The organism is Sphingopyxis sp. H053 (assembly GCF_001468225.1).
Classification (GTDB): domain Bacteria; phylum Pseudomonadota; class Alphaproteobacteria; order Sphingomonadales; family Sphingomonadaceae; genus Sphingopyxis.
Genome location: NZ_LNRU01000006.1, coordinates 237,695 through 264,142, shown reverse-complemented (window position 1 = coordinate 264,142; position 26,448 = coordinate 237,695). Strand labels below are relative to the sequence as shown.

The 26,448-nt window shown below is 63.4% G+C and carries 23 protein-coding genes; 16 read left to right on the top strand and 7 right to left on the bottom strand.

What is annotated here, in order from left to right; genetic code table 11:
* Positions 1–8: 8 nt before the first annotated feature.
* Complete coding sequence (locus tag ATE70_RS13715; RefSeq protein ID WP_058538450.1) at positions 9–977, top strand: type II secretion system F family protein; 969 nt, start codon at positions 9–11, stop codon at positions 975–977.
* Positions 978–990: 13 nt separating this feature from the next.
* Positions 991–2,034 (top strand): type II secretion system F family protein, encoded by a 1,044-nt coding sequence (locus ATE70_RS13710; protein ID WP_082639763.1) that lies wholly within the window; start codon positions 991–993, stop codon positions 2,032–2,034.
* A gap of 59 nt (positions 2,035–2,093) precedes the next feature.
* On the opposite strand, the gene ATE70_RS13705 is transcribed toward ATE70_RS13710, so the two are convergent.
* Both ATE70_RS13705 and ATE70_RS13700 read right to left on the bottom strand, forming a co-directional pair.
* Positions 2,094–3,095: a fumarylacetoacetate hydrolase family protein gene (locus ATE70_RS13705; RefSeq protein WP_058538448.1), complete on the bottom strand. Its 1,002-nt coding sequence runs from the start codon at positions 3,093–3,095 to the stop codon at positions 2,094–2,096.
* A gap of 57 nt (positions 3,096–3,152) precedes the next feature.
* A complete protein-coding gene (locus ATE70_RS13700; RefSeq protein ID WP_058538613.1) occupies positions 3,153–3,566 on the bottom strand; it encodes a hypothetical protein in 414 nt (137 codons plus the stop codon).
* Positions 3,567–3,715: 149 nt separating this feature from the next.
* On the opposite strand from ATE70_RS13700, the gene ATE70_RS13695 reads away from it, so the two are divergent.
* From ATE70_RS13695 to ATE70_RS13680, 4 genes are all read left to right on the top strand, one after another.
* A complete protein-coding gene (locus ATE70_RS13695; protein WP_058538447.1) occupies positions 3,716–4,948 on the top strand; it encodes a sensor histidine kinase in 1,233 nt (410 codons plus the stop codon).
* A gap of 177 nt (positions 4,949–5,125) precedes the next feature.
* A complete protein-coding gene (locus ATE70_RS13690; RefSeq protein ID WP_058538446.1) occupies positions 5,126–5,332 on the top strand; it encodes a cold-shock protein in 207 nt (68 codons plus the stop codon).
* A 4-nt stretch (positions 5,333–5,336) separates the two neighbouring features.
* The gene (gene infA / locus ATE70_RS13685; RefSeq protein ID WP_058538445.1) at positions 5,337–5,600 is read left to right on the top strand and encodes a translation initiation factor IF-1; all 264 of its coding nucleotides are present in this window, start codon (positions 5,337–5,339) and stop codon (positions 5,598–5,600) included.
* Positions 5,601–5,826: 226 nt separating this feature from the next.
* A complete protein-coding gene (locus ATE70_RS13680; RefSeq protein ID WP_058538444.1) occupies positions 5,827–6,039 on the top strand; it encodes a hypothetical protein in 213 nt (70 codons plus the stop codon).
* 12 nt (positions 6,040–6,051) lie between these two features.
* On the opposite strand, the gene ATE70_RS13675 is transcribed toward ATE70_RS13680, so the two are convergent.
* Positions 6,052–7,368: an aspartate aminotransferase family protein gene (locus tag ATE70_RS13675; protein WP_058538443.1), complete on the bottom strand. Its 1,317-nt coding sequence runs from the start codon at positions 7,366–7,368 to the stop codon at positions 6,052–6,054.
* 241 nt (positions 7,369–7,609) lie between these two features.
* Here ATE70_RS13675 and ATE70_RS13670 point away from each other — a divergent pair, with 241 nt between their 5' ends.
* From ATE70_RS13670 to ATE70_RS13635, 8 genes are all read left to right on the top strand, one after another.
* Complete coding sequence (locus ATE70_RS13670) at positions 7,610–8,956, top strand: glutamine synthetase family protein (protein ID WP_058538442.1); 1,347 nt, start codon at positions 7,610–7,612, stop codon at positions 8,954–8,956.
* Between the two features lie 14 nt (positions 8,957–8,970).
* Positions 8,971–10,239, top strand: coding sequence for an NAD(P)/FAD-dependent oxidoreductase (locus ATE70_RS13665; RefSeq protein ID WP_058538441.1), 1,269 nt, complete (start codon positions 8,971–8,973; stop codon positions 10,237–10,239).
* Positions 10,236–11,579 (top strand): aspartate aminotransferase family protein, encoded by a 1,344-nt coding sequence (locus tag ATE70_RS13660; protein ID WP_058538440.1) that lies wholly within the window; start codon positions 10,236–10,238, stop codon positions 11,577–11,579. Before ATE70_RS13665 ends, ATE70_RS13660 begins: the two co-directional genes overlap by 4 nt.
* A 7-nt stretch (positions 11,580–11,586) precedes the next feature.
* Entirely contained in the window at positions 11,587–12,978 is a 1,392-nt protein-coding gene (locus tag ATE70_RS13655) for a glutamine synthetase family protein (RefSeq protein WP_058538439.1), read from the top strand.
* Between the two features lie 92 nt (positions 12,979–13,070).
* Positions 13,071–14,177 carry an ABC transporter substrate-binding protein gene (locus ATE70_RS13650; RefSeq protein ID WP_058538438.1) on the top strand — a complete coding sequence of 369 codons (1,107 nt, stop codon included), beginning with the start codon at positions 13,071–13,073 and terminating at the stop codon, positions 14,175–14,177.
* A gap of 23 nt (positions 14,178–14,200) precedes the next feature.
* Positions 14,201–15,106 carry an ABC transporter permease gene (locus ATE70_RS13645; RefSeq protein ID WP_058538437.1) on the top strand — a complete coding sequence of 302 codons (906 nt, stop codon included), beginning with the start codon at positions 14,201–14,203 and terminating at the stop codon, positions 15,104–15,106.
* Entirely contained in the window at positions 15,106–15,948 is an 843-nt protein-coding gene (locus ATE70_RS13640; protein WP_058538436.1) for an ABC transporter permease, read from the top strand. Before ATE70_RS13645 ends, ATE70_RS13640 begins: the two co-directional genes overlap by 1 nt.
* 2 nt (positions 15,949–15,950) lie before the next feature.
* Positions 15,951–17,081, top strand: coding sequence for an ABC transporter ATP-binding protein (locus ATE70_RS13635; protein ID WP_058538435.1), 1,131 nt, complete (start codon positions 15,951–15,953; stop codon positions 17,079–17,081).
* A 268-nt stretch (positions 17,082–17,349) separates the two neighbouring features.
* Here ATE70_RS13635 and ATE70_RS13630 read toward each other — a convergent pair whose 3' ends face one another.
* From ATE70_RS13630 to glk, 4 genes are all read right to left on the bottom strand, one after another.
* A complete protein-coding gene (locus tag ATE70_RS13630) occupies positions 17,350–18,285 on the bottom strand; it encodes a DUF808 domain-containing protein (RefSeq protein WP_058538434.1) in 936 nt (311 codons plus the stop codon).
* Between the two features lie 20 nt (positions 18,286–18,305).
* Entirely contained in the window at positions 18,306–19,679 is a 1,374-nt protein-coding gene (locus ATE70_RS13625) for an aspartate aminotransferase family protein (protein WP_058538433.1), read from the bottom strand.
* Between the two features lie 200 nt (positions 19,680–19,879).
* Complete coding sequence (locus tag ATE70_RS13620) at positions 19,880–20,620, bottom strand: gamma-glutamyl-gamma-aminobutyrate hydrolase family protein (protein WP_058538432.1); 741 nt, start codon at positions 20,618–20,620, stop codon at positions 19,880–19,882.
* A 77-nt stretch (positions 20,621–20,697) separates the two neighbouring features.
* Positions 20,698–21,669: a glucokinase gene (gene glk / locus ATE70_RS13615; RefSeq protein WP_058538431.1), complete on the bottom strand. Its 972-nt coding sequence runs from the start codon at positions 21,667–21,669 to the stop codon at positions 20,698–20,700.
* Positions 21,670–21,821: 152 nt separating this feature from the next.
* Here glk and ATE70_RS13610 point away from each other — a divergent pair, with 152 nt between their 5' ends.
* Both ATE70_RS13610 and ATE70_RS13605 read left to right on the top strand, forming a co-directional pair.
* On the top strand, positions 21,822–22,673 hold the full coding sequence (locus ATE70_RS13610; RefSeq protein ID WP_058538430.1) for a class I SAM-dependent methyltransferase: 852 nt from the start codon (positions 21,822–21,824) through the stop codon (positions 22,671–22,673).
* Positions 22,674–22,788: 115 nt separating this feature from the next.
* Complete coding sequence (locus ATE70_RS13605) at positions 22,789–26,004, top strand: autotransporter domain-containing protein (protein WP_058538429.1); 3,216 nt, start codon at positions 22,789–22,791, stop codon at positions 26,002–26,004.
* Positions 26,005–26,448 lie beyond the last annotated feature (444 nt).

The following is a 26,448-nucleotide window of genomic DNA, read 5'->3' as shown; positions in this document are numbered from 1 at the left end:
AGCTGACCATGAATCTGCCAGTCATCCTTATCATCGCCGGAGCTTTCCTGGCCTTTTCGATCCTCGTGATCCTGCTTGGCGGGCCTTCGTCCGGCAAGGCAAAGACGCGGCGACTGGCAATGGTCAAGGACCGCCACGCGGCCTCGACCGAAGCGGTGGTGGCAGCACAGATGCGCAAGACGATCCAGTCGGGCCGCAACGGCGATTCATCGCTGATCGCTTTGTTGCCGCGCCGGGACGAGCTGGAAAAGCGCATCCGCCGGACCGGCAAAAACTGGACGCTTACACAATATATGTTCGCGTCGATGATCGTGTTCGTCGTGGCAACCGGCGGCATGCTCATCGTGCGCGCGCCGTTCCTGATGGCCGCGTTGGTTGGATTGCTCCTCGGGCTCGGCTTGCCCTATCTTGTCGTCGGCATGACGATCAACAGGCGTGTCAAGGCGTTCAACGCCCGCTTTCCCGATGCTATCGATTTGCTGGTACGTGGCCTGAAATCCGGTCTGCCGGTCACCGAAACCTTTCAAGTGGTGAGCCAGGAACTTCCCGGGCCGGTCGGGGAGGAATTCAAGGGCGTCGTCGAACGCATCCGTATCGGCAACACGATGGAAGCGGCGTTGCAGGAAACGGCGGAAATGCTCGGCACGCCCGAATTCCAATTCTTCTGCATCACGATCCAGATCCAGCGCGAAACGGGTGGCAACCTCGCGGAAACGCTGGCCAATCTGTCCGACGTTCTGCGCAAGCGCGCGCAAATGAAGCTCAAGATCCGCGCGATGTCGTCCGAAGCAAAAGCTTCCGCCTATATTGTCGGCGCACTGCCCTTCTTTGTGTTCGGCGTCGTCTGGACAGTGAACCCCGGTTATCTGGCGGGCTTTTTTGTCGAAGAGCGCCTCATCATTGCGGGGATAGGCGGCCTGATCTGGATGAGCATCGGCGCCGGCATCATGGCCAAAATGGTCAACTTCGAAATCTGACGGGGGCATAGAAATGAACAGCGGCCTCCTTCTCTCTTCGGCTTTCTCTGGCGCACAAGCCGGACCGAAAATCCTTGGTATCGACGTCGTATGGGCCGGTACAATGCTCGCGGCGGTCGGCGTCTTTGCCGTCCTGTTCGCGATCTACAACGCGTTGACCGTTCGCAATCCGATGACCAAGCGCGTCAAGGCGCTGAACGATCGGCGCGAGCAGTTGAAGGCAGGCATCACCGCCTCGACCGCGAAACGCCGCGCACGGCTCGTCCGCAAGAACCAGACCGCCGACAAGATGCGGACGTTCCTTGGCCGGCTCCAGGTGCTGCAGGAAGAACAGGTCAAGGAGGTTCAGCAAAAGCTGGCGCAGGCCGGTATCCGGTCGAAGGATCTCGCCGTGGCGGTCATTTTCGGCCGCATGGTCCTGCCGATCCTCTTCGGCGGCCTCGCTCTTTTCCTGATCTATTGGGTCGATATGTGGCCCGACCTGACGTCGTTCAAGCGGTCCATGTATACGATGGGCGCCTTGATACTCGGCTACAAGGCACCCGACCTTTTTGTGGATAATAAGCGCCAGAAGCGTACCCACGCAATCCGCAAAGGCTTGCCCGACGCACTCGACCTGCTCGTCATCTGCGCCGAAGCCGGTTTGACGGTCGACTCCGCCTTTTCACGCGTCTCGAAGGAGCTGGGCCGGGCCTATCCCGAACTCGGCGAAGAATTCGCGCTGACGTCGATCGAGCTCGGCTTTCTGACCGAACGCCGCCAGGCTTTCGAAAACTTCGCCTATCGCGTGAATCTGGAATCGGTAAAGGGCGTGGTCACGACCATGATCCAGACCGAGAAATACGGCACGCCGCTCGCCAGCGCGCTTCGTGTCCTGTCGGCCGAATTCCGCAACGAGCGCATGATGCGCGCCGAGGAAAAGGCCGCGCGCCTGCCCGCTATCATGACGGTGCCGCTCATTCTGTTCATTCTGCCGGTGCTGTTCATCGTCATTCTTGGCCCGGCGGCCTGTTCGCTGAGCGACGCCATGGCCGGCGGCAGCCTCGGCGCCAAATAGCCCGGCAACACCGGCACGAAATCGGGAGAGGGCGGAAGCAATTCCGCCCTCTTTTGCTATCAGCCCACGCTCTGTTCGATTGCGCCGAAGATGCTGTGATGCCGGTCGTCATCCATCCAGATGCGAACCGTGTCGCCCTTTTGCATGAACGGAGTCTTGGGTTCGCCCTGCTGGATCGTTTCGACCGTCCGCACTTCGGCGAGGCAGCTATAGCCGAGACCGCCGGCGGCGATCGGCCTGCCCGGCCCGCCATCGGCATCGCGGTTCGACACCGTGCCCGACCCGATGATCGTGCCCGCACCCAGGTCGCGCGTCTTTGCCGCATGGGCGATCAGCGCGCCGAAATCGAACGTCATGTCGACGCCGGCGTCGGCGCGGCCGAGCGGCTGGCCGTTCAGATCGACCGACAATGTGCCGTGCAGCTTGCCGTCCTTCCAGCGATCACCCAGTGCATCGGGCGTCACGAACACGGGCGACATCGCGCTCGACGGCTTCGACTGGAAAAAGCCGAAGCCCTTGGCGAGTTCCGCGGGGATCAGGCCGCGCAGCGACACGTCGTTAGTCAGACCGACAAGCAGGATCGTCTCGCGCGCCGCGGTGGCATCGATCCCCTTGGGCACATCGCCCGTCACGACCACGACTTCCGCCTCCATGTCGCAGCCCCAGGCGGGATCGCCGAGCGGAATCGCGTCGCGCGGAGCCAGAAACGCGTCGCTGCCGCCCTGATACATCAGCGGATCGTGCCAAAAGCTGTCGGGCATTTCGGCGCCGCGCGCCTGCCGCACCAGCGCGACATGGTTCACATAGGCGCTGCCGTCGGCCCATTGATAGGCGCGCGGCAGGGGCGACGCGGCGTCATGTTCGTGAAAGCGGTCTTTCGGGATCGCGTCGTGATTGAGATCCTCTGCCAGCGCCGCGAGGCGGGGAGCGGCATAGGCCCAATTGTCGAGCGCCGCCTGCATCGTCGGGACGATCTGGCCGGCGTCGGCGTACCAGGCAAGGTCGTCCGAAACGACGACCAGGCGTCCGTCGCGGCCCTGTTTGAGCGAAGCTAGTTTCACGGGAACTCCTTTGGCTGACGATGCGGCTGAACCGACATCGCCTCAAAGGAGCGAAAATCAGCGCGTCATCGTGATCGATGCGAAACAGGTAAAGCCGCTCTGCCCCGCCTGCAAGCGCCGGATATATTGGAGATAGGCTTGCGACTGGTTGTACGTCGTACCGGGCAGCGTCTGCCCACGGAATGCCCGCTTTACTTCCTCGCCCGTGAAGGGGCGGACCGAGCCCGGAAACGCGCCCTTGGTGCCCGGTGGGACCAGTTTGCCCGCGGTGCTGATATATTTGCCGGCGCCCGTCGGGCCGGGAACGGGAATCTGGCAGTTCATCACCGACACCGCAGTCTGCGCAAAGGCGGGACGGATCGTCAGCGCGGCGGAAACGCCAACGGCACCGAGCGCGAGCATCTTGCGCCGCGACGGGATGGCTTCGTCCGTCTCCATGGCGTTTTCGGCGGGAATGTCGCTATTTTCCATGTCGCGCGCATAACCCAATGAAGCGCCAAGGAAAAGCAAAAGACGGGTCGCCGCCTTGCCCTTCCCGCTTTGGGACATTCGCGGCCAGGACGTTAATTGCCGTAAACATCCTTGCGCATCGTCACCTCTTCGTGCGAGGCGCAACGGCGATGTTCGATCGCCTTTCCAGCCTGGTCATCGCTTTGACGCTGGTCGCCATCGCAGCGATTTTCGCCACGCTGACGGGCGGCGATCCGCTGTCGATCGCCATCATGGTGCTCGCGGGCTTCCTCGCCGCCGCGACAGTCTACGGCGCGCTTCCCGTCGCCTTGCCCGACACGAAGGGCGCCGGGCCCGAACCCGCGGCCGCCCTGCCCGTCTCCTTGCTCCGCCATCCCGATTTTGCCCATTGGGTCGATCAGGAAAAGGAGCCTTTGATCGGCACCGCCGACAATATCGTCACCATCGCCAACGACGCCGCGATCCGGCTGCTGGGCCGGCATATCGTCGGCGCGGACGTCCGCACCGCGATCCGCCATCCCGCGGCGACCGACTGGCTGTCGCGGATCGACGGGCAAGATCCGCTCGAAACGGTCAATCTGGTCGATTTTCCGCGCCCCGGCCAGCGCTGGACGATGCGCATCGCCGCGCTGTCGGGCAGCGAATATATCATCTTCCTGTCCGACCGGTCGGCAATCGATGCCGCGGACCGCATGCGATCCGACTTCGTCGCCAACGCCAGTCACGAACTGCGCACGCCGCTCGCCGCGATCCTCGGCTATGTCGAAACGCTCCAGGAAATGAACGGCGAGGCCGACGCGCCGACGCGCAATCGCTTCCTTTCGATCATCGATCGCGAGGCGCGGCGGATGCAGCAACTCGTCATCGACCTTTTGTCGATTTCACGCGTCGAGGCCGACCGCTTTCGTCGCCCGACGACCCCGGTCGACCTTGCCGTCATCGTCCAGACGACGATCGCGCAGCTGCGCGATAGCGAACAGCCGCGCACCAAAGACATCGTCGCGCGGCTGGGCGACGATCCGCAACCGGTGCTGGGCGACGAAGCGCAGCTCGGACAGCTCGCGCACAATATCATTTCGAACGCGATGAAATACGGTCACGCGGGAACCCCGGTGACGGTCGAGCTGGCGCGCGAGGGCCGCCGCGTGCGGCTGTCGGTCAGCGACGAGGGCGACGGCATCGCCGCCGATCATCTGCCGCGCCTGACCGAACGTTTCTATCGCGTCGACGAAGCGCGCAGCCGCTCGGTCGGCGGCACCGGCCTCGGCCTCGCCATCGTCAAGCACATCAGCGAGCGTCATCAAGGACAGCTCGATATCGACAGCGAAGTCGGCAAAGGCACCCGCGTTTCGGTGACTTTTCCGCTGCTCGCACAGGCATGACGGCGCGCGAATCCAAGCCTATCCTTGACTTTTCATAGCTCAAGCCCCATCTTCGGCAGGCTATCGTCGCCTACGACGGATTTTTTTGCCTGCTTGGCGGACACTTCCATCCTCACGCTACCTGGCGCCATCGGCACATGCCGGTGGTAAATCCGATTCCGTGAAAGGAACGACCCCATGCCGATCGGCACCGTAAAATTCTTCAACACCGAAAAAGGTTATGGCTTCATCGCGAACGAAGACGGTTCGGGCGACAATTTCGTCCACATCACCGCCCTCGAACGCGCCGGGATGACGACGCTGAACAAGGATCAGCGCGTTTCCTATGACCTGGAAACCGACCAGCGCGGCAAAGTCGCCGCCGTCAACATCCAGTCGGCCTGATCTTTTGGCCAAAGAGGAACTACTGACCCTCGACGGCCAGATCGATGAAATCCTTCCCGATGGACGCTTTGGCGTCGTTCTGGAAAATGATCATCGGATCATCGCTTACACGGCGGGCCGGATGCGACGTTTTCGCATCCGGTCGGTCGTCGGCGACGCCGTACGCGTCGAAATGACGCCCTATGACCTGACCAAAGGCCGCATCATCTATCGCGATCGCGGTGCCGGTCCGGCCGGAGGCGGACCCCGCAAGGGCAATCGACGCTGAATACCCAACCAGAATAAAACAATGATTACAGGATATTATGAACTTTAATTTGAATGCATTTCCTTCCCTCCTTCGGCCCTATTCCGCGATCGATGCGCGGGCCGATAAGCCAGCCCGGCGATCGCCGACGCTGACGCGGCGCGAACTTCGCCGCCTGATCGCCCAAATGGTCGACTGACTTTCCCGGTTCAGACCTTCAACCACCTCTACCCTAAGGATTTCCGCCATGTCGAACACCAGCGATTTCTACCTGATCCAGGCGGACAAATGCGCGGCCGACGCGGCGGAAAGCACGCTGTCGCAAGTCCGCGACCGCAATCTGCGCGCCGAACAGGCGTGGCGCACAATGGCCGAACGTCTGATCCAGACCGAAGCCACGCGCGCGCGGCAGGTCGCTGCAGCAGCAGCCAAGGCGGAAGCCAACGCCGACGCCGACTGACGGGCATTCCCGTCAGTCGATGCGGGCCAGCAATTCCGCAATCTTCCCGAACATCTCGTCGATCTGCGCCTTTTCGACGATCAGCGGCGGCGACAGCGCAATGACGTCGCCCGTCGCGCGAACAAGCAAACCATTGTCGAAGCAGGCGTGGAACAATTCCATCGCGCGCGCGGTCGGTGCTCCCGCACGCGGCTCAAGTTCGATGCCCGCGACCAGACCAATCGTGCGAATATCGATGACATGGCGCGCGCCTTTCAGGCTGTGCGCAGCATCCTCCCAATAGCTGCCGAGTTCATTCGCGCGGTCGAACAGGCCATCGCGCGCATAAAGATCGAGCGTCGCAAGACCCGCCGCGCTGGCGAGCGGATGGCCCGAATAGGTGTAGCCGTGGAACAGTTCGATCCCGCCCGGCACGCTGTCGATCACCGCATCGTGGAGTTCGCGCTTCACCGCAACGGCGCCCATCGGCACCGCGGCGTTGGTCAGCCCCTTCGCCATGGTGATGATGTCGGGCGTCACGCCCCATTCTCCCGCCGCGGTCGCGCCGCCGACGCGGCCGAACGCCGTGATAACCTCGTCGAAAATCAGGATAATGCCGTGTTTGTCGCAGATTTCGCGCAGGCGCTGAAGATAGCCGACCGGCGGGACGAGCACCCCGGTCGAGCCCGCCATCGGTTCGACGATGACCGCCGCAATGGTGTCGGCACCATGCAGGTCGACGAGCCGCTGGAGGTCGCCCGCCAGTTCCGCGCCATGCTGCGGAAAGCCGCGCGTGTACGCGTTGCGTTCGACGTCGTGCGTGTGACGAATATGGTCGACCCCGGGCAGCCCGCCGCCGAATGCGCGGCGGTTGTTCACAAGGCCGCCGACGCTGATCCCACCAAAGCCCGTGCCATGATAGCCACGTTCGCGCCCGATCAGCCGCGTCCGCGTTCCCTGCCCCTTCGCACGCTGGATATTGAGTGCGATTTTTAGCGCAGTATCAACCGATTCGGATCCGCTGTTGGTAAAGAATATCCGGTCGAGCCCATCGGGCATCAGCGCGGCAAGTCGCTGCGCCAGTTCGAACGGCAGCGGATGACCTAGCTGGAAAGTCGGCGCAAAATCGAGCGTCGCCGCGGCATTGGCGATCGCCTCGGTGATTTCGGGCCGGCAATGCCCCGCGTTGCTGCACCAGAGGCCCGACGTGCCGTCGAGGATGGTCCGCCCATCGGCGCTCTGGTAATGCATGCCGCTCGCGGAGACGAGTTGGCGCGGGTTCGCCTTATACGCGCGGTTGGCAGTAAACGGCATCCAGAAGGACGCTAGATGGTCGTTTTCTCCCCGCATCGCCTCAATCTCCTTCCAGCATATTCGAATGCGACTATCGCGCGGCGCCGAGGATGCGGCGGATGCAGGGTCAAGTCCAGTATGACGAAGATGACGGGGCGCCGATTTCGCGCAAGCAAAGAATCCGGCATGAAATGATACCCGAGATGGCCGGATAACGGCCCCCTCTGGCGCTTCCTTCAACCTTGCGATACGCTGCCCATTCCACAGACGGGTCGAGCCTCGGCCCAATCGGGGGCGCATGTCAGTCAATCTGGAACAATGGATCAGCGACCATAAAATCGACGAAGTCGAATGCATCGTCCCCGACATCAACGGGGTCCAGCGCGGCAAGGTGCTGCCGGCCAAGAAGTTCCTCTCCTCGGTCAAGGACAAGTCGCTCCGCATCCCGGGCAGCGTCTTCATCTGCACGATCGACGGCCATTATCCCGAGGATATCGACGATATCTGGGACAAGGATCCTGACAAGATATTGATCGCTGACCCGACCACGATCTGCGTCGCGCCGGGGTTCACTTCGCCGACCGCATTTGTGATCGCCGATGCCTATAATGGCGATGGCAGCGAGGTCGACATCGCGCCGCGCACGATCCTGAAAAAAGTGCTCGGCCTCTACGCCGAGAAAGGCTGGAAACCGATCATCGCGCCCGAGGTCGAATTCTACCTCGTCTCGCAGAACGCCGACCCCGATTTCCCGCTGACCCCGCCGGTCGGCCAGTCGGGACGCAGCGAAACCGCGAGCCAGCCCTATGGGCTCGAGGCGATGAACGAATATGAGGATATCATCGATCATATCTATGACGATTGCGAGCTGATGGGGCTCGATATCGACACAATGATCCACGAAATGGGCGCCGCGCAGCTCGAAGTGAATTTCGAGCATGGCGACCCGCTGCGGCTCGCCGACGAGGTGTTCCTGTTCAAGCGCGTGGTGCGCAACGTCGCGAAGCAGCACAATGTCTATGCGACCTTCATGGCGAACCCGATGGCGGGCCAGCCGGGCAGCGCGATGCATATCCATCAGTCGGTGGTCGATGCGGTGACGGGCAAGAACCTGTTTTCGGTCGCCAACGGCCGCGATAGCGCGATGTTCCGCAGCTATATCGCCGGGCTCGTGCGCTATATGCCGCAAATCTCGCCGCTGTGGGCGCCCAATGTGAACAGTTTCCGCCGCATGCGGCCCGACAGCGCGGCGCCGATCAACGTCCAGTGGGGCGAGGACAACCGCTCGTGCGGGTTCCGCGTGCCCATCTCGGACAAAAACAACCGCCGCGTCGAAAACCGCCTGCCGGGCGCCGACAGCAACCCCTATCTCGCAATCTCCGCCTCGCTGATCTGCGGCTATATCGGGATGGTCGACCGCATGGTGCCGGCAAAACCGATCACCGGCAGCGCGTATAACCGCGCCCGCACCCTGCCACGAACGCTGGAGGCGGCGCTCGATCGCTTCGCTTCGTGCAAGAAGGTTCGCAATCTGCTCGGCGACGATTTCTTCGAAATCTTCTTCGCGGTGAAGGATTATGAGCTCTTCAACTATCAGTCGGTCGTGTCGAGCTGGGAACGCGAACATCTGTTGATGCGGGTCTGACCCGCGCGCCGGCCATGACCGATCCGCTCGCCAACAGCTATTATGCCGCAACCGCGCACCGGTGGCGTTCGGCATATGAAATAGGCGAAGAGCTTTCGTTCGATGTCGCAGTCATCGGCGGCGGCTTCACGGGGCAGTCCGCTGCCCTCGCCTGTGCCGAGCGCGGCTTCTCGGTGATCCTGATAGAGCGCGAACATGTCGGCTTCGGCGCGTCGGGCCGAAACGGCGGGCAGTTGATCCCTGGCCTTCGCTGGTCGGCGTCCGAGCTTGAGGGTGAATTCGGTCGCGAGCGCGCCGAGGCGCTGTTCAACCTATGCTGGCGCGCGAATCCGGTGAAAGCGCGCATCGAAAAGCACGGCATCGATTGTGATCTCAAGACCGGGCATCTTGAGGCCGCGTGGACGCCGAAAGATTTCGGCGCGATGAAGCGCGAGGCCGAGTTTCTGGCGACGCGCTTTGCCTATCAGAGCCACGTCATCGAGAAGAACAACATGGGCGCGCATATTGCCAGCCCGCTTTACCACGGCGGCATCCACGATCCGCAGGGCGGGCATTTCCATCCGCTGAACTATGCGATCGGCCTTGCGCGCGCCGCCGAAGCCGCGGGCGTTTGCATCTGGGAAGATCAGCGCGCCCGCAGGATCACCGACACGCCGGATGGACTGGGCGTGATGACCGATCGCGCGCACGTCGCCGCGCGCTATGTCATCGACGCAACCGATAGCTGGGTCGGCGACGTCGAACCGGACCTCGGCCGCTTCACCGTGCCGATCATGAACTATAACATCGCAACCGCGCCGCTCGCAAATGCCGACGCGCTGCTGCCGAGCGATGCCGCGGTTGCCGATAGCCGCTTCGTGCTCAACTATTTCCGCCTCTCGGCCGACAAGCGTCTGATCTTCGGCGGCGGCGAGCGTTATTCGCAGACGCCGCCACGCGATATCGCAGCCTTTGTTCGCCCGTTCATGGCAGAGGTCTTTCCGCAGATCGCCGATGCGAAGATCGACTATGGCTGGGGCGGCGCGGTCGCGGTGACGATGAATCGGCTGCCGCACATCGGGCGGCGCGGGAACGTCTTTTACGCGCATGGCTTTTCGGGGCATGGCGCGCTGGTCACGACGCTCGCGGGCGAATTGATTGCCGAGGCGATGGCGGGCACCGCCGAACGCTTCGACGTGCTGGCGAACCTTCCTTCGAAACCCTTCCCCGGCGGCAAATGGCTGCGCCAGCCGCTCGCGACGCTCGGGCTGCTCTATTATGCGATGAAGGACAAGCTCGGGTGATATCCGATGCTGCTATCGCCCGCGTTGCAAGCCGCGAGGCCGAACGTTTCCGCGCCGCCAACCGCCAAGCCTTCGCGCATCACGCGGCCGCGACGGGCTGGTTTCAGTCGGTTCCGTTCCACTGGATGCGCGACTGGCCCAGCCCCGTGCCGATCGTCGCCGCATCGGCGAAACACGCGACGCTGACCAGCATCGACGGGCAGCGCTACGACGATTTCTGCCTCGGCGACACGGCAAGCCTGTTCGGCCATTCGCCGCCGGCCCTCGCCGCCGCGCTGGCGAAGCAGGCCGGCGAAGGGCTGAGCTATATGTTGCCGACCGAGCGGGGTGCGGCGCTGTCGCAGCGACTCGCGGCGATGTTCGGCCTTGAGCAATGGCAGGTCACGACGACCGCCAGTGAGGCCAATCGCGCGGTCATCCGCTGGTGCCGCGGGATCAGCGGGCGCCCCAAAATCCTGACCTTCAACGGCGCCTATCATGGCGCGGTCGACGACGCTTTTGTCGATCTGAAGGGCGGCGCGCCCGCTATGCGGGCCAGCCTGGTCGGCCAGGTTCACGATTTGCGCGACACCACCACGGCGATCGAATTCAATGACGAGGCAGCGCTGGCGACGGCGCTCTGCGGCGGCGACGTCGCGTGCGTACTCGCCGAGCCGGTGATGACCAACGTCGGCATGGTGCGCGATGCACCCGGCTTTCTGGCGACGCTTCGCCGGCTTTGCGACGAGACCGGCACCTTGCTGATCTTCGACGAAACGCACACCATCTCCTCGGGATATGGCGGCCATGGCGTCACGCACGGCCCCACCCCAGACCTCATCGTCGTCGGCAAGTCGATCGGCGGCGGCGTGCCCTGCGCCGTCTACGGATTTTCGGCGGCGGTCGCTGATCGCATGGCGGCACTGAACACCTCGCGCCCCTCCGGGCACAGCGGCATCGGCACCACGCTGTCCGCCAACGCGCTCGCCATCACCGCGATGGATGCGATGCTGTCCGACGTCATCATGCCCGCCGCCTATGACCACATGCTGCGCGGAGCGGCGCGGCTCGTCGCCGGGCTGGAGCAGGAAATCGCCACCGCCAATCTCGACTGGCACGTCATGCAGGTCGGCGCCCGCGTCGAATTCCTGACCTGCCCTACCCCGCCGCGCAACGGCGGCGAAGCGAAGGCGGCGATGCATCCCAAGCTGGAGGCGGCGATCCACCTGTTCCTCGCAACCCGCGGGATTTTGCTGGCGCCGTTTCACAATATGATGTTGGTGAGCCCGGTCACGTCGGACGAACAAATCGACCGGCTCGTCGACGTATTTGCCGACTGCGTGCGGGCATTGAAGGAGTAGTGGGGCGATGTCGAAGTCATCGGGCGTGATCGCGCCGCGTTCGGAGGCCGAGGCCTTTTTCAAGGCCAATCCCGACGTCGATTCGATCGAGATGATCTACACCGACTTTGGCGGCGTCCCGCGCGGCAAGCGACTGCGCCAGCATGAGGTGCTTGCCGTCTACGAAAGCGGCCGCATGTTCCCCGGCTCGATCACTGTCGTCGACATCACCGGGCAGGACACGATCGAAACCGGCCTCGTCTGGGAGGATGGCGACGCCGATCGCTCCATGAAGCCGATCCCCGGCACGCTTGTCCGCACCCCATGGGGCGGCGACCATGCCGCGCAGTTCCTCGTCGATTTCTACGAGCTCGACGGCACCCCGCACGACCTCGATCCGCGCCATGTGCTGGGCGGCGTGATCGACGCCTTCACCGCCGACGGGCTGACCCCGGTGCTCGCGGTCGAACTCGAATTCTATCTCGTCGACCCGCGCCGTGCCCGCGATGGCAGGGTCCGCCCCGCGCGGCCCGGCTACAGCCGGGACACCCCGCGCAATGTCGAGGTCTATGGCCTGCGCGAACTCGACGACTTCCGCCCCTTCTTCGACGCGCTTTACGCCGCGACCGACGTTCAGGGCTTGCCGCTTGAAAGCGCGATCTCGGAATTCGCGCCCGGCCAGTTCGAACTGACATTGCGCCATAAGCCCGACGCGCTGCGCGCCTGCGACGATGCGATCATGTACAAGCGTCTCGTCAAGGCGATCGCGCAGCAACAGGGCGTCGAGGCGACCTTCATGGCCAAGCCCTTCGCCGAGCAGGCGGGCAGCGGGATGCATATCCATGTGTCGGTCAACGACGGCAGCGATACCAACATCTTTGCCAGCGACGATCCCGAAGGCACGCCCGCGCTGCGCCACGCGATCGGCGGGATGATCGGCACCGTCGGCGACGCGTTTGCGCTCTTCGCGCCGCACGCAAACAGCTATCGCCGCTTCAAGGCGAACAGCTATGCCCCCGTCGCGCCCACCTGGGGCGTCAACAACCGCACCGTGTCCTTCCGTATCCCCGCCGGCCCGCCGCCGAGCCGCCATGTCGAGCACCGCGCATGCGGCGCCGACGCGAACCCCTATCTGGCGGTCGCGGCGGTTCTTGCGGGCATGCATCACGGCATGACGAACAAGATCGATCCCGGCGCGGCGGTCGTCGGCAACGGCTATGACCGCGACAACAGCGGCGACGACAAGCCGCCGTCGAACTGGTTCGCCGCGGTCGACCGCTTCCATGCATCGACGCTGATGCGCGACTATCTCGGCGCGCGCTTCGTCGACATGTTCAGCATCGTGAAGCGCGTCGAGCAGGATCGCTATTTCAGCGTCGTCCCGACACTCGATTACGATTGGTATCTGCGTAACGCATGAAAGTTTCAAAGAAACTTGGTGCAGCGCAAAAAAGCTCTTCCCAAGCCGACCTTATTGAGTCAGCTTGACGTCACATACAGGGAGGCTGCGACATGGACCCGTTCGAACTGATCAAGCAAACCCGCGGGCGCCGCTCGCTTCTGCAAGCGATGGGGGTCGCGGCAATCGGCATCAGCTTCGGCGGCCTGGCGGCGTGCAGCAAGGAGGGCGGCAAGAAGCTCTCGAACGGCGAGGAAGCCAAGCTCAACTTCTACAACTGGGACACCTATATCGGCGAGAATACGCTCGACAATTTCAAGGAAGCGACCGGCGTCGACGTCACGATGGACCTGTTCGACAGCAACGACGTGCTGTTCGCCAAGTTCAAGGCCGGCAATCCCGGTTATGACGTGATCGTGCCGTCGAACGACTTCGTCGAGCGGATGAGCAAGGCGGGCATGCTGCTGCCGCTCGACCATGCGCAAATCCCGAACAAGAAGAATATCGATCCGGCCTACATCAACGTCGAATATGACCTGCAGCGCAAATTTTCGATGCCCTACACCTGGCTCGCGCTCGGCATCGGCTATCGCAAATCGAAAGTGTCGGCAAAGCCCGACAGCTGGAAGGTCCTGTTCGACAGCCCCGAATATGCGGGCCGCATCGCCTGGCTGTCGGAGGCCGGCGACATGTTCCGCCTTTATGGCAAATATCTCGGCAAATCGGTTAATGCGCTGACCCCGGCGGACATTGCGACGATCGAAAAGATGATGATCAAGCAAAAGCCCAATGTGAAGAAATTCCACGAGGACGACGGGCAGGATTTGCTGCTCAAGGGCGATGTCGACGTCGTGCTCGAATATAATGGCGACATCGCGCAGGCGATGCTCGAGGACAAGGATATCGATTTCGTCATCCCGAAAGAAGGCAGCCAGCTCAATTCGGACAATCTGTGCATCCCGAAGGGCGCGCCGCATCCGAAGAATGCGCACGCCTTCATCAACTATATTCTCGACGCCAATGTCGACAAGGAAATCACCGAGACGATCCTCTACCCGACACCCAATGCCGCCGCGAAGAAGCTGATGCCTGACAGCTACAAGAACAACCCTGTCATCTTCCCGCCCGCCGAAGCGCTGGCGAAATGCGAATATGCGCGCTTCAATCCCGAGCTTCAGCCACTCTATGAGGAGGCGTTTACAAGGGTTCGGGCTGCGTAACGGTCTGAAGGGGGCATCGGGGGATGGCCGAACAGGACTGGAAAACGAACAAAGGGGTCTTTGCAGCGGTATCGCTACCGACGCTGTTCTGGATCATCCTCTTCTTCCTCGTGCCCATGGCGATCGTCTGGCTCTACAGCTTCGGCGAGAATAAGGGGCTGACCGAAATCGACATTTCGGGGACGCTCGACAATTACAAGCGCGCGACCGAATGGCTGTACCTGACCATTTTCGGCAAGAGCTTCGCGGTTGCGGCGCTCGTCACCCTAATCTGCCTGATCATCGGCTTTCCCGTTGCAATGGCGATCACGTTCGCCAGCGAGAAATGGCGGCCGTGGCTGCTGCTCGGCATCATGCTGCCCTTCTGGACGAACCTCCTCATCCGCACTTACGCGCTCATGATGCTCCTCGGGACGCAGGGGTTCGCGAACAAGGGGCTCGGCGCGCTGTGGGAAGGGACGAGCTGGATCAAGACGCTCGTCGGGCTCCAGCCGCTCCCGACATGGGAGCCGGTGCAGCTGCTCTTCAACAATTTCGCGGTCGTCTTCGGGCTCGTCTATGTCCACCTGCCCTTCATGGTCCTGCCGCTCTACGCCGCGCTCGACCGGCTTGACCGCAGCCTGATCGAGGCGAGCCTCGATCTCGGTGCCGGGCATTTCCGCACGATCATGCGCATCGTCGTGCCGCTCGCCGCACCGGGCATCGTCGCGGGCGTGATGATCACGCTGATACCCGCGCTCGGCGCATACCTAACGCCCGACCTGATGGGCGGGACCGACAGCCAGATGATCGCCAACGTCATCGAACGCCAGTTCAAGAAAGCGAACGACTGGCCATTCGGCGCCGCCCTCTCCTTCCTGCTCATCTATGCGATGTTCGCGCTGATCGCGATCCAGTCGATGCGCAAAAAAGTGCCCGAGGTTCGCTGATGGCGCTCTTCGCCCGCACGCCCGTAGCGCCGCTCGAATATAGCCGTACCTTGTGGATGCGCCTCTGGGTCGGCGCGGTGATGATCTTCCTCTATGCGCCGCTCGTCGTGCTGGTGATCTTCAGTTTCAACGACAGCAAGCGCAACGTCGTGTGGCGCGGTTTCACGACCAAATATTACGAGAAAGCGATGGGCAATGACCAGCTCGTCGAGGCTTTGCTCAACTCGCTGACCATCGCGGCGCTCGCAACGATCGTCAGTCTCGTTCTCGGCGCGGTCGCCGCGGTGATGCTGTGGCGCTTCCGCTTCCCGCTCAAAAGCGCGATCGACGGCACGATCTCGCTGCCGATCATCGTCCCCGAAATATGCCTCGGCGTCGCCTTCCTGATGTTTTTCGCCGCGGTGAACTGGCCAACCGACCTCATCTGGCCGTTCAACCTCGGCGCGATCACCATCGCGCACATCACCTTTTGCTTCCCCTTCGTGACGATGGTCGTGCGCTCGCGGCTCGCGACCTTCAACCGCGAGCAGGAGGAAGCGGCCAAGGATCTCGGCGCGAGCGAATGGCAGGTGTTCCGCGACGTGCTGATCCCGCACATCAAACCCGCGCTTGTTGCCGGCGCGCTTCTCTCCTTCACATTGAGCCTCGACGATTTCGTGATCACCTATTTCACCAGCGGCCCCGACACGATCACCTTCCCGGTGAAAGTCTATTCGATGGTCCGCTTTTCGGTGACGCCCGAGGTCAACGCCGCCTCGACGCTGCTCATTCTCCTCACCGTCGCCCTGACCTTCGTCGCGCTCAAGCTTCAGGGCGTGAAAGCCATTGCGGAAACCCACTGACCATGACCGAAACCGCACGCCCGATCATCCAGATCCAGAACGTCTCGAAACGCTTTGGCAAGGTGACAGCGGTCGACAATGTCACCCTCGACATCAATGCCGGCGAATTCTTTGTGCTGCTTGGCCCGTCGGGGTGCGGCAAGACGACGCTGCTGCGGATGATCGCAGGGTTCGAGCTGCCGTCCGAGGGCAAGATATTGATCGACGGGCATGATATGGCGGGCATCCCGCCGAACAAGCGCCCGGTGAACATGGTGTTCCAGAGCTATGCCGTGTTCCCGCACATGAGTGTTGCCGACAATGTCGCCTATGGCCTGAAGATTGCGGGCGTGAAGGGCGGCGAGATCAAGGACCGCGTCGCCGAGGCGCTCGAGCTGGTCAAGCTCGGCGGGTTCGAAACGCGGATGCCCGACCAGATGTCGGGCGGCCAGCGCCAGCGCGTCGCGCTCGCGCGCAGCCTGGTGATGCGGCCGAAAGTGCTGCTGCTCGACGAACCGCTATCGGCGCTCGATGCCAAGCTGCGTGCACAGATGCAGTTCGAACTCAGCGATCTGCAGGAAAAGGTTGGCATCACCTTTGTCACCGTCACCCACGATCAGGACGAAGCGCTCTCTATGGCGTGCCGTATCGGGGTGATTAACAAGGGCGAGGTCGCGCAACTCGCGACGCCGTCGGACCTCTACGAATATCCCGCCAACCGCTTCGTCGCCGATTTCGTCGGATCGGTGAACATCTTCGAGGGCAAGCTGACCCTCGACGATCCGGACAAGGCCGCGGTCGATTGTCCGGGGCTGGGCAAGGTCTACCTCAACCACGGCGTCACCGGCCCGCACGGCGCCGATGTGTGGATCGCGCTACGCCCCGAGAAAATCTACCTCCACGTTCCCGGCGAGGGCAAGGCGGTCAAGGCCGCGGCGCAGGACGCGCCCGACGGTTATAATTTTGCGCGCGGCAAGATCAAAGGGATGAGCTATCTCGGCGACATCACCCTGTTCGAGATCGAGCTGGAATCGGGTGCGTGCCTGCGCGTATCCCGCCCGAACCTGTCGCGCCACGACCAGGAGGATTTCACCTGGGGCGACAAGGTGAGCATGCACTGGCGCGCGGATAGTCCGGTGGTGTTGCTTGGCTGACGCGCTCGGCAAAAGAAGCTTTCCTACATTGCGGTCGTGTGAGAGCCTCTCGCTTCGGCTCTTTCTACCCGTTCATATTTCGCTTTGCCAAACGGGGCTTACCCGGCCTTAAAACCACAAAGGACACAAATGCAGTGTCTCCATGCGGGGCTTTTGTGGCTTTAAGGCTCGTTCGGGAACGGATTCCACTTTCGTCACCCCGGACTTGATCCGCGGCCCATGACTTCGGCGCCGCAATGGATCCCGGATCAAGTCCGGGATGACGAGGTCAATGGGCCTTCTTGCCCGGCAACAAGTGCAGCAGGCCGACGATCACGCCGCCGAGCAGCAGCCCGAACACGCCTGCGCCGCCCGCATTGATCAGCCACTCCCAAACGCCCGCGCCCGGCAGGTTCCCCGCCACCGCATGCGCGAAATCGTGGAGCCCATGCCCGATGTTGCCGATGTGATATTCGTCGAGGCCGTGAATGAAAATCTGGCCGCCGACCCATAGCATCGCCGCGGTGCCGATCAGCGCGAGCGCCGCCAGCAGCTTCGGCATAAAAGCAACCAGCCCGCGCCCGATCGACCGCCGCGCTGCATTGCCCTCTTTCGCCATATGCAGGCCGATGTCGTCCATCTTCACGATCAGCCCGACGACGCCGTAAACCGCGATGGTGATCGCGATCGCAACCACCGCGAGCGTCGCAGCGCGCATCGCGAAATGCTCGTCGAGCACTTCGTTGAGCGCGATCACCATGATCTCGGCCGACAGGATGAAGTCGGTGCGCACCGCCCCCTTCACCATCGCCTCTTCATGATCCTGGTCGGCAACGATCGCTGCGTCTTCGGCGAGGCTCGTCTTGTCCTTCTGCAGCGAGTGCAGCACTTTTTCGGCGCCTTCGAAGCAAAGATAGGCGCCGCCGATCATGAGCAGCGGGGTGATCGCCCATGGAACGAACGTCGACAAGAGCAGCAGCGCCGGCAGGATCAGCACCAGCTTGTTGAAGATCGACCCCTTGGTGATCCGCCAGATGATCGGCAGTTCGCGGTCGGGGGTGAAGCCGGTGACGTAACGCGGCGTTACCGCGGTATCGTCGACCACCACGCCCGCGGCCTTGACCCCGGCCTTCGACGCCGCAGCGCCGATATCGTCGATGCTCGCGGCGGCGACCTTGGCGATCGTCGCAATATCGTCGAGCAGGGCAAAAAGGCCGGAGGGCATAAGGTCTTGGTCTTTCCTGTTTAGAGCGCGCGGAGTTTCGGCAGCACCTCATCGAGAGATTTGCGGATGATGGCAACCATCTCGTCGATCTGCTCGGTCGAAATGATCAGGGGCGGGCACATGACCAGGCTGTCGCGGATGCCGCGCACCATCAGCCTGTTGGCAATGCACGCATCGCGCGCCATCGGCCCCGCCGTTCCCTCTGCGCCGCCGAACCGTGCGCGGGTTGCCTTGTCGGCGACGATCTCGACCGCACCGAGCAGCCCGATCGAGCGCGCTTCACCGACGAGCGGATGATCGTTCAGCGTCGCGAGCGCCTTCGCGAGATGCGGGCCGGTGATGCTGCCCGAGCGCTCGACGAGGCCTTCGCGCTCGATGATCTCGATATTCTTGAGCGCCACCGCCGCGGCGACCGGATGGCCCGAATAGGTGAAGCCGTGGACGAAATCGCCGCCGGTCTTGAGCACTTCGACGACATGCGCCGCGACCGCGGTCGCCGAAATCGGCAGGTAACCCGACGACAGCCCCTTCGCCATCGGCATCAGGTCGGGGGTGAAGCCCATCGTCTCATGCCCCCACATCTTGCCGGTGCGCCCGAACCCGCAGATCACCTCGTCGGCGACGACGAGCAGGCCATATTTGCGCGCCACCGCCTCGACCTTGGGCCAATAGCCTTTGGGCGGGATGATCACGCCGCCGGCACCCTGCACGGGCTCACCGATGAAGGCGGCGCAATTTTCGGGGCCGACCTCGAGGATCTTGTCCTCGATCGCCTGGACGCAAGCGTCGCAGAATTCCTCCTCGGTCATCCCATGCCCTTCATTGAAGGCATAGGGCTGGCGGACATGCTCGACGCCCGGGATCGGCAGGTCGCCCTGCACGTGCATCGCCTTCATCCCGCCGAGCGAAACCCCCGCGACGGTCGAGCCGTGATAGGCGTTCCAGCGGCTGATGAAGACGGTGCGTTTGGGTTCGCCCTTCAGCTTCCAATAATGGCGAACCATGCGGAACACCGTGTCGTTCGCTTCGCTGCCCGAGGCATTGAAGAAGATGTGCGGCAGGCGATTGCCGGTCAGGCTCGCGATCTTCGCGGCAAGCGTCACCGTCGGCGGCGTCGCGGTCTTGAAGAAGGTGTTGTAGAAAGGCAGCTCGCGCATCTGCGCCGCTGCCGACTCGACCAGCTCCTCGCGGCCGTAACCGACGTTGACGCACCACAGGCCGGCCATCCCGTCGAGGATGCGGTGCCCGTCGCCATCGTGGATATAACAGCCCTCGGCGTGCGTGATGATGCGGCTGCCGCCAAGTTTTTCGATCTCGGCCCAGTCGGCTTGTGCTGGAAGATGGTGCGCGACGTCGAGGCGGCGCAGTTCGGCGATGTCGTGATTGCGGGGCATATTTCTGATCCTGATCTCCCCTCCCTCATAGGGAGGGGTCGGGGGTGGGTAGGCGCGAAGCGCCGAGAACGTCGAAGGGAAGAGCGCTCGCCTTTGGCGAGCCACCCACCCCTAACCCCTCCCTTTTGGGGAGGGGAATCCAGGTCAGGGAGAGAAGCAGAGCCGCGCGAGATAGCGATCGTAACGGGTGACGCGCCGGTTCATAGCTCGCCCCGCAGCGCCTGTCCGAGCAGGCGGAAATAGGTCTGGCTCTCTTCATTGCCGTCGACCGCCCATTCGGGGTGCCACTGGACTGCCAGCAAGGGTGCGCCGTTCGGCCGCGCGCTGAAAGCCTCGACCAGTCCGTCGGGCGCACGCGCCTCGACCGACAAGCCGTCGGCGAGCCGTCCGATGCCCTGATAATGGACCGAATTCACATCGAGCGATTCCGCCCGATAGGCCGACGCCAGCATGCCGCCATCGACGAGGTCAACATGATGCCGATGATCGAACATCGCATCGAACAATGTCCCGTCAGGCGTATGGTGGCGCAGCAGTTCGCCGTTCGTCGCGGTGTCGCGGCGCAGCGTCCCGCCGAGCGCGACATTGATGTCCTGGAACCCGCGGCAAATGCCGAATAACGGCCTCTGCGCCGCGATCACCGCCTCGACCAGATCGCGCATCATCCGATCGCGATCGGGATCGAACGGCCCCTCCCCTGCATCTTCCTCACCATAACGTGCCGGCTCGACGTTCGATGGCGAGCCGGTGAGCAAAACGCCGTCGAGCCGACCGACGATCTCGTCGGCGCGCATATAGTCCGGAAGCGACGGAATGAGCAGCGCGGCACAGTCGGCATGGCGCATCGCGGCCTTCGCATAACGGTTCATCACCGCCTGCGCATATTCGGAGCCGACCTGCCGGTTACAGGCGATGATGCCGAGGACGGGACGGGCGGACACGAGCGATGGAATCCTTCAGAAATCGAAGTTCCATTGCTGCCGATTTTCGCCGCCCGATGCCAGCGGTATTTGCGGATTCAGGTGTATTGGCGCGCGAACGCCGCCGCGGCACCAAACAGGCCGGGCTGTGGATGGGTGATGAGCTTTACCGGCAGCGCGGACATAAAGCCTTCGAAACGCCCCTTTTCGATAAAGCGTTCGGGGAAACCCGAACGCACCAGACTGTCGCGGATGCGCAAGCCCAGCCCGCCCGCAACGACCACCCCACCGGCACCTTGCGCCAATGCAAGGTCGCCCGCGACGCTGCCGAGCGACAGGCAGAAGCGATCGACCGCCGCCGCCGCCAAGCTGTCCTCGCCGCTCAGTGCATTGGTCCAGATCGCCTTGTCGTCGAGCCGCGGGATCGCGCGCCCTTCAAGCGCCGCCAGCGTTTCGTAGATGTCGACGATTCCCGGTCCCGACACGATGCGTTCGATCGACACGCGCCGATGGCGTTTGCGCAGCCGCGCGAGGATCGCATCCTCGATGCTGTCCAGCGGCGCGAAGTCGATATGTCCACCCTCGGTCGCCTGGACGCGATAGTCGGCACCGTCGCGCCAGACATGCGCAACGCCAAGGCCGGTGCCGGGGCCGATGATGGTGATCGTCCCGGTCGCGGGAAGCTGCTCGTCAGGACCCGTCAACCGCTCGAAATAGCTGTCGTCGGCCTGCGCGACGGCATGACCGACCGCCTCGAAATCATTCACCAGCGCATATCGATCGACGCCCAGCTTCTCGTTGATCAAAGCCGGGCGGATGATCCACGGGTTGTTCGTGAAGCGGATGATCTCGCCGCGTGTCGGCCCCGCGATGGCTATCGCAACCGCCCGCGGCAAAGTTCCGCCCTGCTGACGTTCGAAATCCTGCCAGGCGGTTTGGAAACTTGCATGGTCCTTTGTATGGAGCGTCGTCGCCTCGCCGAGCGCCAGAACGCGCCCGCCTTCGATCTCGGCAATCGCAAAGCGCGCGTGCGTGCCGCCGATGTCCACCGTGACGATCTGTTCGCTCATGACTCTCCCTTGCCGGTCCCACGCGGCCGGTCCTGCCGGTGGAATGTCGCATGGCCGGGAGCGATGCAACAGGGCATAGCTATTCGGACGAGCCTTGCGCTCGGCCGGAGATTGGCGTAGTTGCGAATTATTCGCAATAAAGGAGCAAGCGCATGTCCGATGTCGAGACCGTCCCCACGCATGACTGGAACGGCGACAGCGGAACACGCTGGGCCGCGAACCTGGCGCGGCTGGATGTGATGCTCGAGGACTTCGGCAATGCCGCGATCGCAGCGGCCGATGCGCGGCCCGGCGAACAGGTTCTCGACATCGGTTGCGGATCGGGCACCTCGACCTTTCCGCTTGCAGAGCAGGTCGGAGCCGGCGGCCACATCCTTGGCGTCGACATATCGGAACAGCTCGTCGAGATCGCCCGCGCCGCCGCCCCTGCTGGCGCGCCCGTCGAATTTCGATGCGCCGATGCCGCGACCGCCCCGCTGCCCGCAGGAAAGTTCGACCTTCTCTTCTCGCGCTTCGGCGTGATGTTCTTCGACGAGCCCGTTGCGGCCTTCACCCATATGCGCCGGGCCCTGAAACCCGGCGGACGGCTGGCGTTCGTGTGCTGGCGCGGGGCGCAGGAGAATGACTGGGTGCGGCTGCCGATGGCGGCGATCCGCGACATCGTGCAGCCGGTGCCCGCCGATCCGAATGCCCCCGGACCCTTCGCCTTTGGCGATCGGCAAAAGGTCGCGGATATTCTCTCGGCAGCAGGCTTTACCGCGATCGACATCACGCCCTTTGACACGAGTATTTCCTATGGCCGCGGCGCAACGCGCGAAGAGGCGATCGACGATGCACTCGACATGGCGTTCCAGGTGGGTCCGCTATCGCGCGCGCTCGCCGACCAATCCGAAGATATTCGCGCGAAATCGGCGGCAGCTGTCCGTGCGGCGTTCGCTAAACGCCCTGGCGAGACGTCTGTGCAGATCGACGGCGCGGCGTGGATTGTGACCGCACGGAATTAGCCGCGCTTAGACCGCGCGCGATTGAGGTGATTTTTTTCCAAGGCTGCGCCGACACCGCTCCGTCTTGTGATTGTCGCCGGGAAGACATCCCGGCCCCGATCTCAAGAGGAACCCGATGCGCAAAACCTTGCTGGCCTCCACCTGCCTGGCCACCCTCATTTCGACCGCCGCCTATGCCGAGACGACGATCAGCACCGCCACTACGGCGCCGGTGCGGACATCGACGATCAAATCGGGCGCCGCCGACGACATCAAGATCGTCGCAGCGGGTTCGATCAAGCCCACCGTCACGGGCCCGGCAGTCACCATCGACAGCAATCACAAGGTCGTTAACGAAGGCACGATCGAGTTCAGCAACGTCGACGGCGCCACGGGCATTCTCGCGAATGCCGGCACGTCGGGCGGAATCACCAACAGCGCGAGCGGCAAGATCACCATCGGCGAAACCTATGCGCCGACCGACATCGACAATGACGGCGACATCGACGGCGCGTTCGCTATCGGCAGCAACCGCGTCGGCATCGCGACCGCCGGTGCGTTTTCGGGCAACATCGTCAACTCGGGTGCAATTGCGATCGAGGGCAATAATTCGGCGGGCATCCGCCTCGGCGGGCCGCTGACCGGAAATTTCACCAACGACGGCACTATCAGCGTCATCGGCGACCGCGCGCTTGGCGTCGGGATGCAGGATGTGACGGGCAACGTCCGCCTTGCCGGCACGATCAGCGCGCAAGGCGTCGATGCGATCGGCGCACGGATTGCCGGCAACGTCACCGGCGCACTGGTCGTCCAGGGCAATCTGACCGCCACCGGCTACCGCTTCACGACGCCGCCTGCCGATCCGTCGAAGCTCGACGCCGATGACCTGCTGACCGGCGGCAACGCGCTGTCAATCGAAGGCAATGTCACCGGCGGCATCGTCCTCGCCGCCGCGCCCAAGGACACGAAGCCCGACGACAAGGACGAGGACAAGGACGGCATCGACGACGACAAGGAAGGAAACGCCGTCGTGCGCTCCTTCGGTTCGGCCGCCGCGATCCGCATCGGGTCAGCCGACCGCGCCGTCACAATCGGCCCCGTCGCCGGAACGGGCACCGGTCTCGGCCTCATCATCGACGGCGCCGTGCTCGGCAACGGCCTCTACGCCGGCAAGGACGGCAACGGCATGCAGATCGGCGGCCTCGGCGGTGCGGTCACCATCGCGGGCGGCATCGGCATCGGTGCCACCGGCAGCGTGACGGCATTGTCGAAAGACACGGCGGCAACCGCAATCCGCTTCGGCAGCGGTGCGACCACCCCCGAACTTCGCAATGCGGGCAAGATCGAAGCGACGACCGGCGGCAACGCCGCGGGTGCGGTCGCAACCGCGGTGCTGATCGAGGCCGGCGGCGATGTCCCGCTGATCCGCAACAGCGGTTCGATCACCGCCAAGACCGGCGGCGACAATGGCACGGCGCGCGCCATCGTCGATCTGTCGGGCAAGGTCGGCACGGTCGAAAACAGCGGCACGATCAGCGCCACCGGCGCCCTCGCCTCCTCCGACCGCAACATCGCGATCGACCTGTCGGCGAACAACAACGGCGCGACGGTCAAGCAGACCGCGGTCGCCGCAGGCATCACCGCCCCCAGCATCGTTGGCGACGTCCGCTTCGGCGGCGGCAACGATGTGTTCGATATCGCCGATGGCTCGGTAAAGGGAAACAGCTTCTTCGGCGCCGGCAACAACAAGCTCGCGCTGTCGGGTGACGCGACCTACGCCGGCAACGCCCGCTTCGGCGCTGGCAGCGACACGATGACGCTGGCCGGCACCTCGAAGTTCACCGGCCTGGCCGACTTTGGCGGCGGCGCCGATACGCTGACGATCGGCGGCACCTCGATCTTCTCGGGCACGCTCGCCAATTCGCAGGGTCTGGTGGTTTCGGTCGCTGGCGGCACCTTTGACGTCGGCGGCGCCGCGACGATTTCGTCGCTCGCCGTCACCGACAAGGGCACGCTTGGCGTGATGCTCGATACCGGCACCACGGGCACCAACCTTCAGGTCAGCGGCAACGCCAGCTTCGGGGCTGAATCGAAGCTCGCGCTCAAGCTGTCGAGCCTCGAAAAGGCCGAGGGTCAGCATATCGTGCTGACCGCGGGGACGCTCACCGGCGCGAGCAACCTCACCGCATCGCAGACGTTGCTGCCCTTCCTCTACAAGGGCACGCTGACATCGAACGCGACCCAGCTGATCGTCGACGTATCGCGCAAGACCACGACCGAACTCGGGCTCAACCGCTCGGAATCGAGCGCGTTCGACGCGGTGCTCGACGCGGTGGTAGCCGACCAGAAGATCGAGGACGTCTTCCTCGGCATCACCGACGGCGAGCAGTTCCACAACCAGCTTGGCCAGATGCTGCCCGAACATGAAGGCGGCGTCTTCGAAACCGTCACCTCGGGCTCGCGCGCGCTGTCGCGCTACCTGCAGGACCCCAACGCACCGTTCCAGGACGAGGGCAAATGGGGTTATTGGGTCAACCAGGCCGTCTGGGGCACGTCGAAAGGCGTCGGCAACACCGCGAGCTATGACGTCAGCGGCTGGGGCATTTCGGGCGGCGCCGAAATCAAGAGCAACTTGGGCAACTTCGGCGGCTCGATCGCTTACCTCAGCGGTAAGGATGGCAACGGCAGCAACGCCAATGAAGTCAGCACCAGCCAGTTCGAAGGCGCGCTGCACTGGCGCCTGCGTTCGGACGGTTTTATGGCGAGCGCCCGTGTTTCGGGCGCGCCGATCAGCTTGAAGGGCACGCGCATCTTCCGCGCTGAAGCCGGCGCCGAGGACATCGAAAAGACGATGAAGGGCAAGTGGGACGGCACTTTGTGGTCGGCCTCAGGTTCGGTCGCTTACGACACGCGCGTCGGCGGCCTGAGCTTCCGCCCGATGGTCGCGGTCGATTACTTCAAGCTGAAGGAAGACGGCTATCAGGAAACCGGCGGCGGCGACGCGCTCGATCTCACGGTGCTGAGCCGCGACAGCGACGAGCTTGCCGTGTCGGGCACTGTCGCCATCGGTCTCGATTTTGGCGGCGCCGACGAATATGACGGCTGGACGCGTTTCGAACTCGAAGGCGGCCGCCGCCAGATCGTCAGCGGCACCCTCGGCACGACGACGGCGTCGTTCAAGAACGGCACGCCTTTCACCCTTGTTCCTGATGATCGCACGAGCGGCTGGGTCGGCCGTTTCCGTGGCATCGCCGGAAATTCGGCCTTCCAGGTCGCTGGCGAAGTGTCCGCGGAAGAACAGCAAAGCCATATCGGCTGGGCTTTCCGTGCGAGCTTGCGGGTCGGCCTCTAGCCCCCCGGCCGGCCCCGCCCGCAAGGGGGAAGCGTAACCCCTACCCACGCTTCCCCCTTGCCTAGGGTCAGGACCTACCAGTTGCGCGATCGAGGTTTGAAACGATTTTGTTCAGTGCGAGGAGGCAAGGCGCAGGAATATGTCGATATTTCCAGACTTGCCGACGAAGCCATGGGCAAAATCGGTCAAATCCCGAAGGGACGCCGAAATGGCTTCGATCTCAGGCCCGCGCGGCCTTGCGGGTAGCGATGCTACCCGCTGCATCCGCTCGAGCCCGATATCTTCGCCATTTCGACGCCTCGATCATGCAATTGGTAGGTCCTGACCCTCGAGAAATGAATGAACGAACCGATGCTTGCACTTGCCACCGCTCCTCTCTTTCCGCCGCAGTTGCGCGGCTGGGCAATGGCGCTATATGACGGCGTCATCAGGGGGACGTATGGC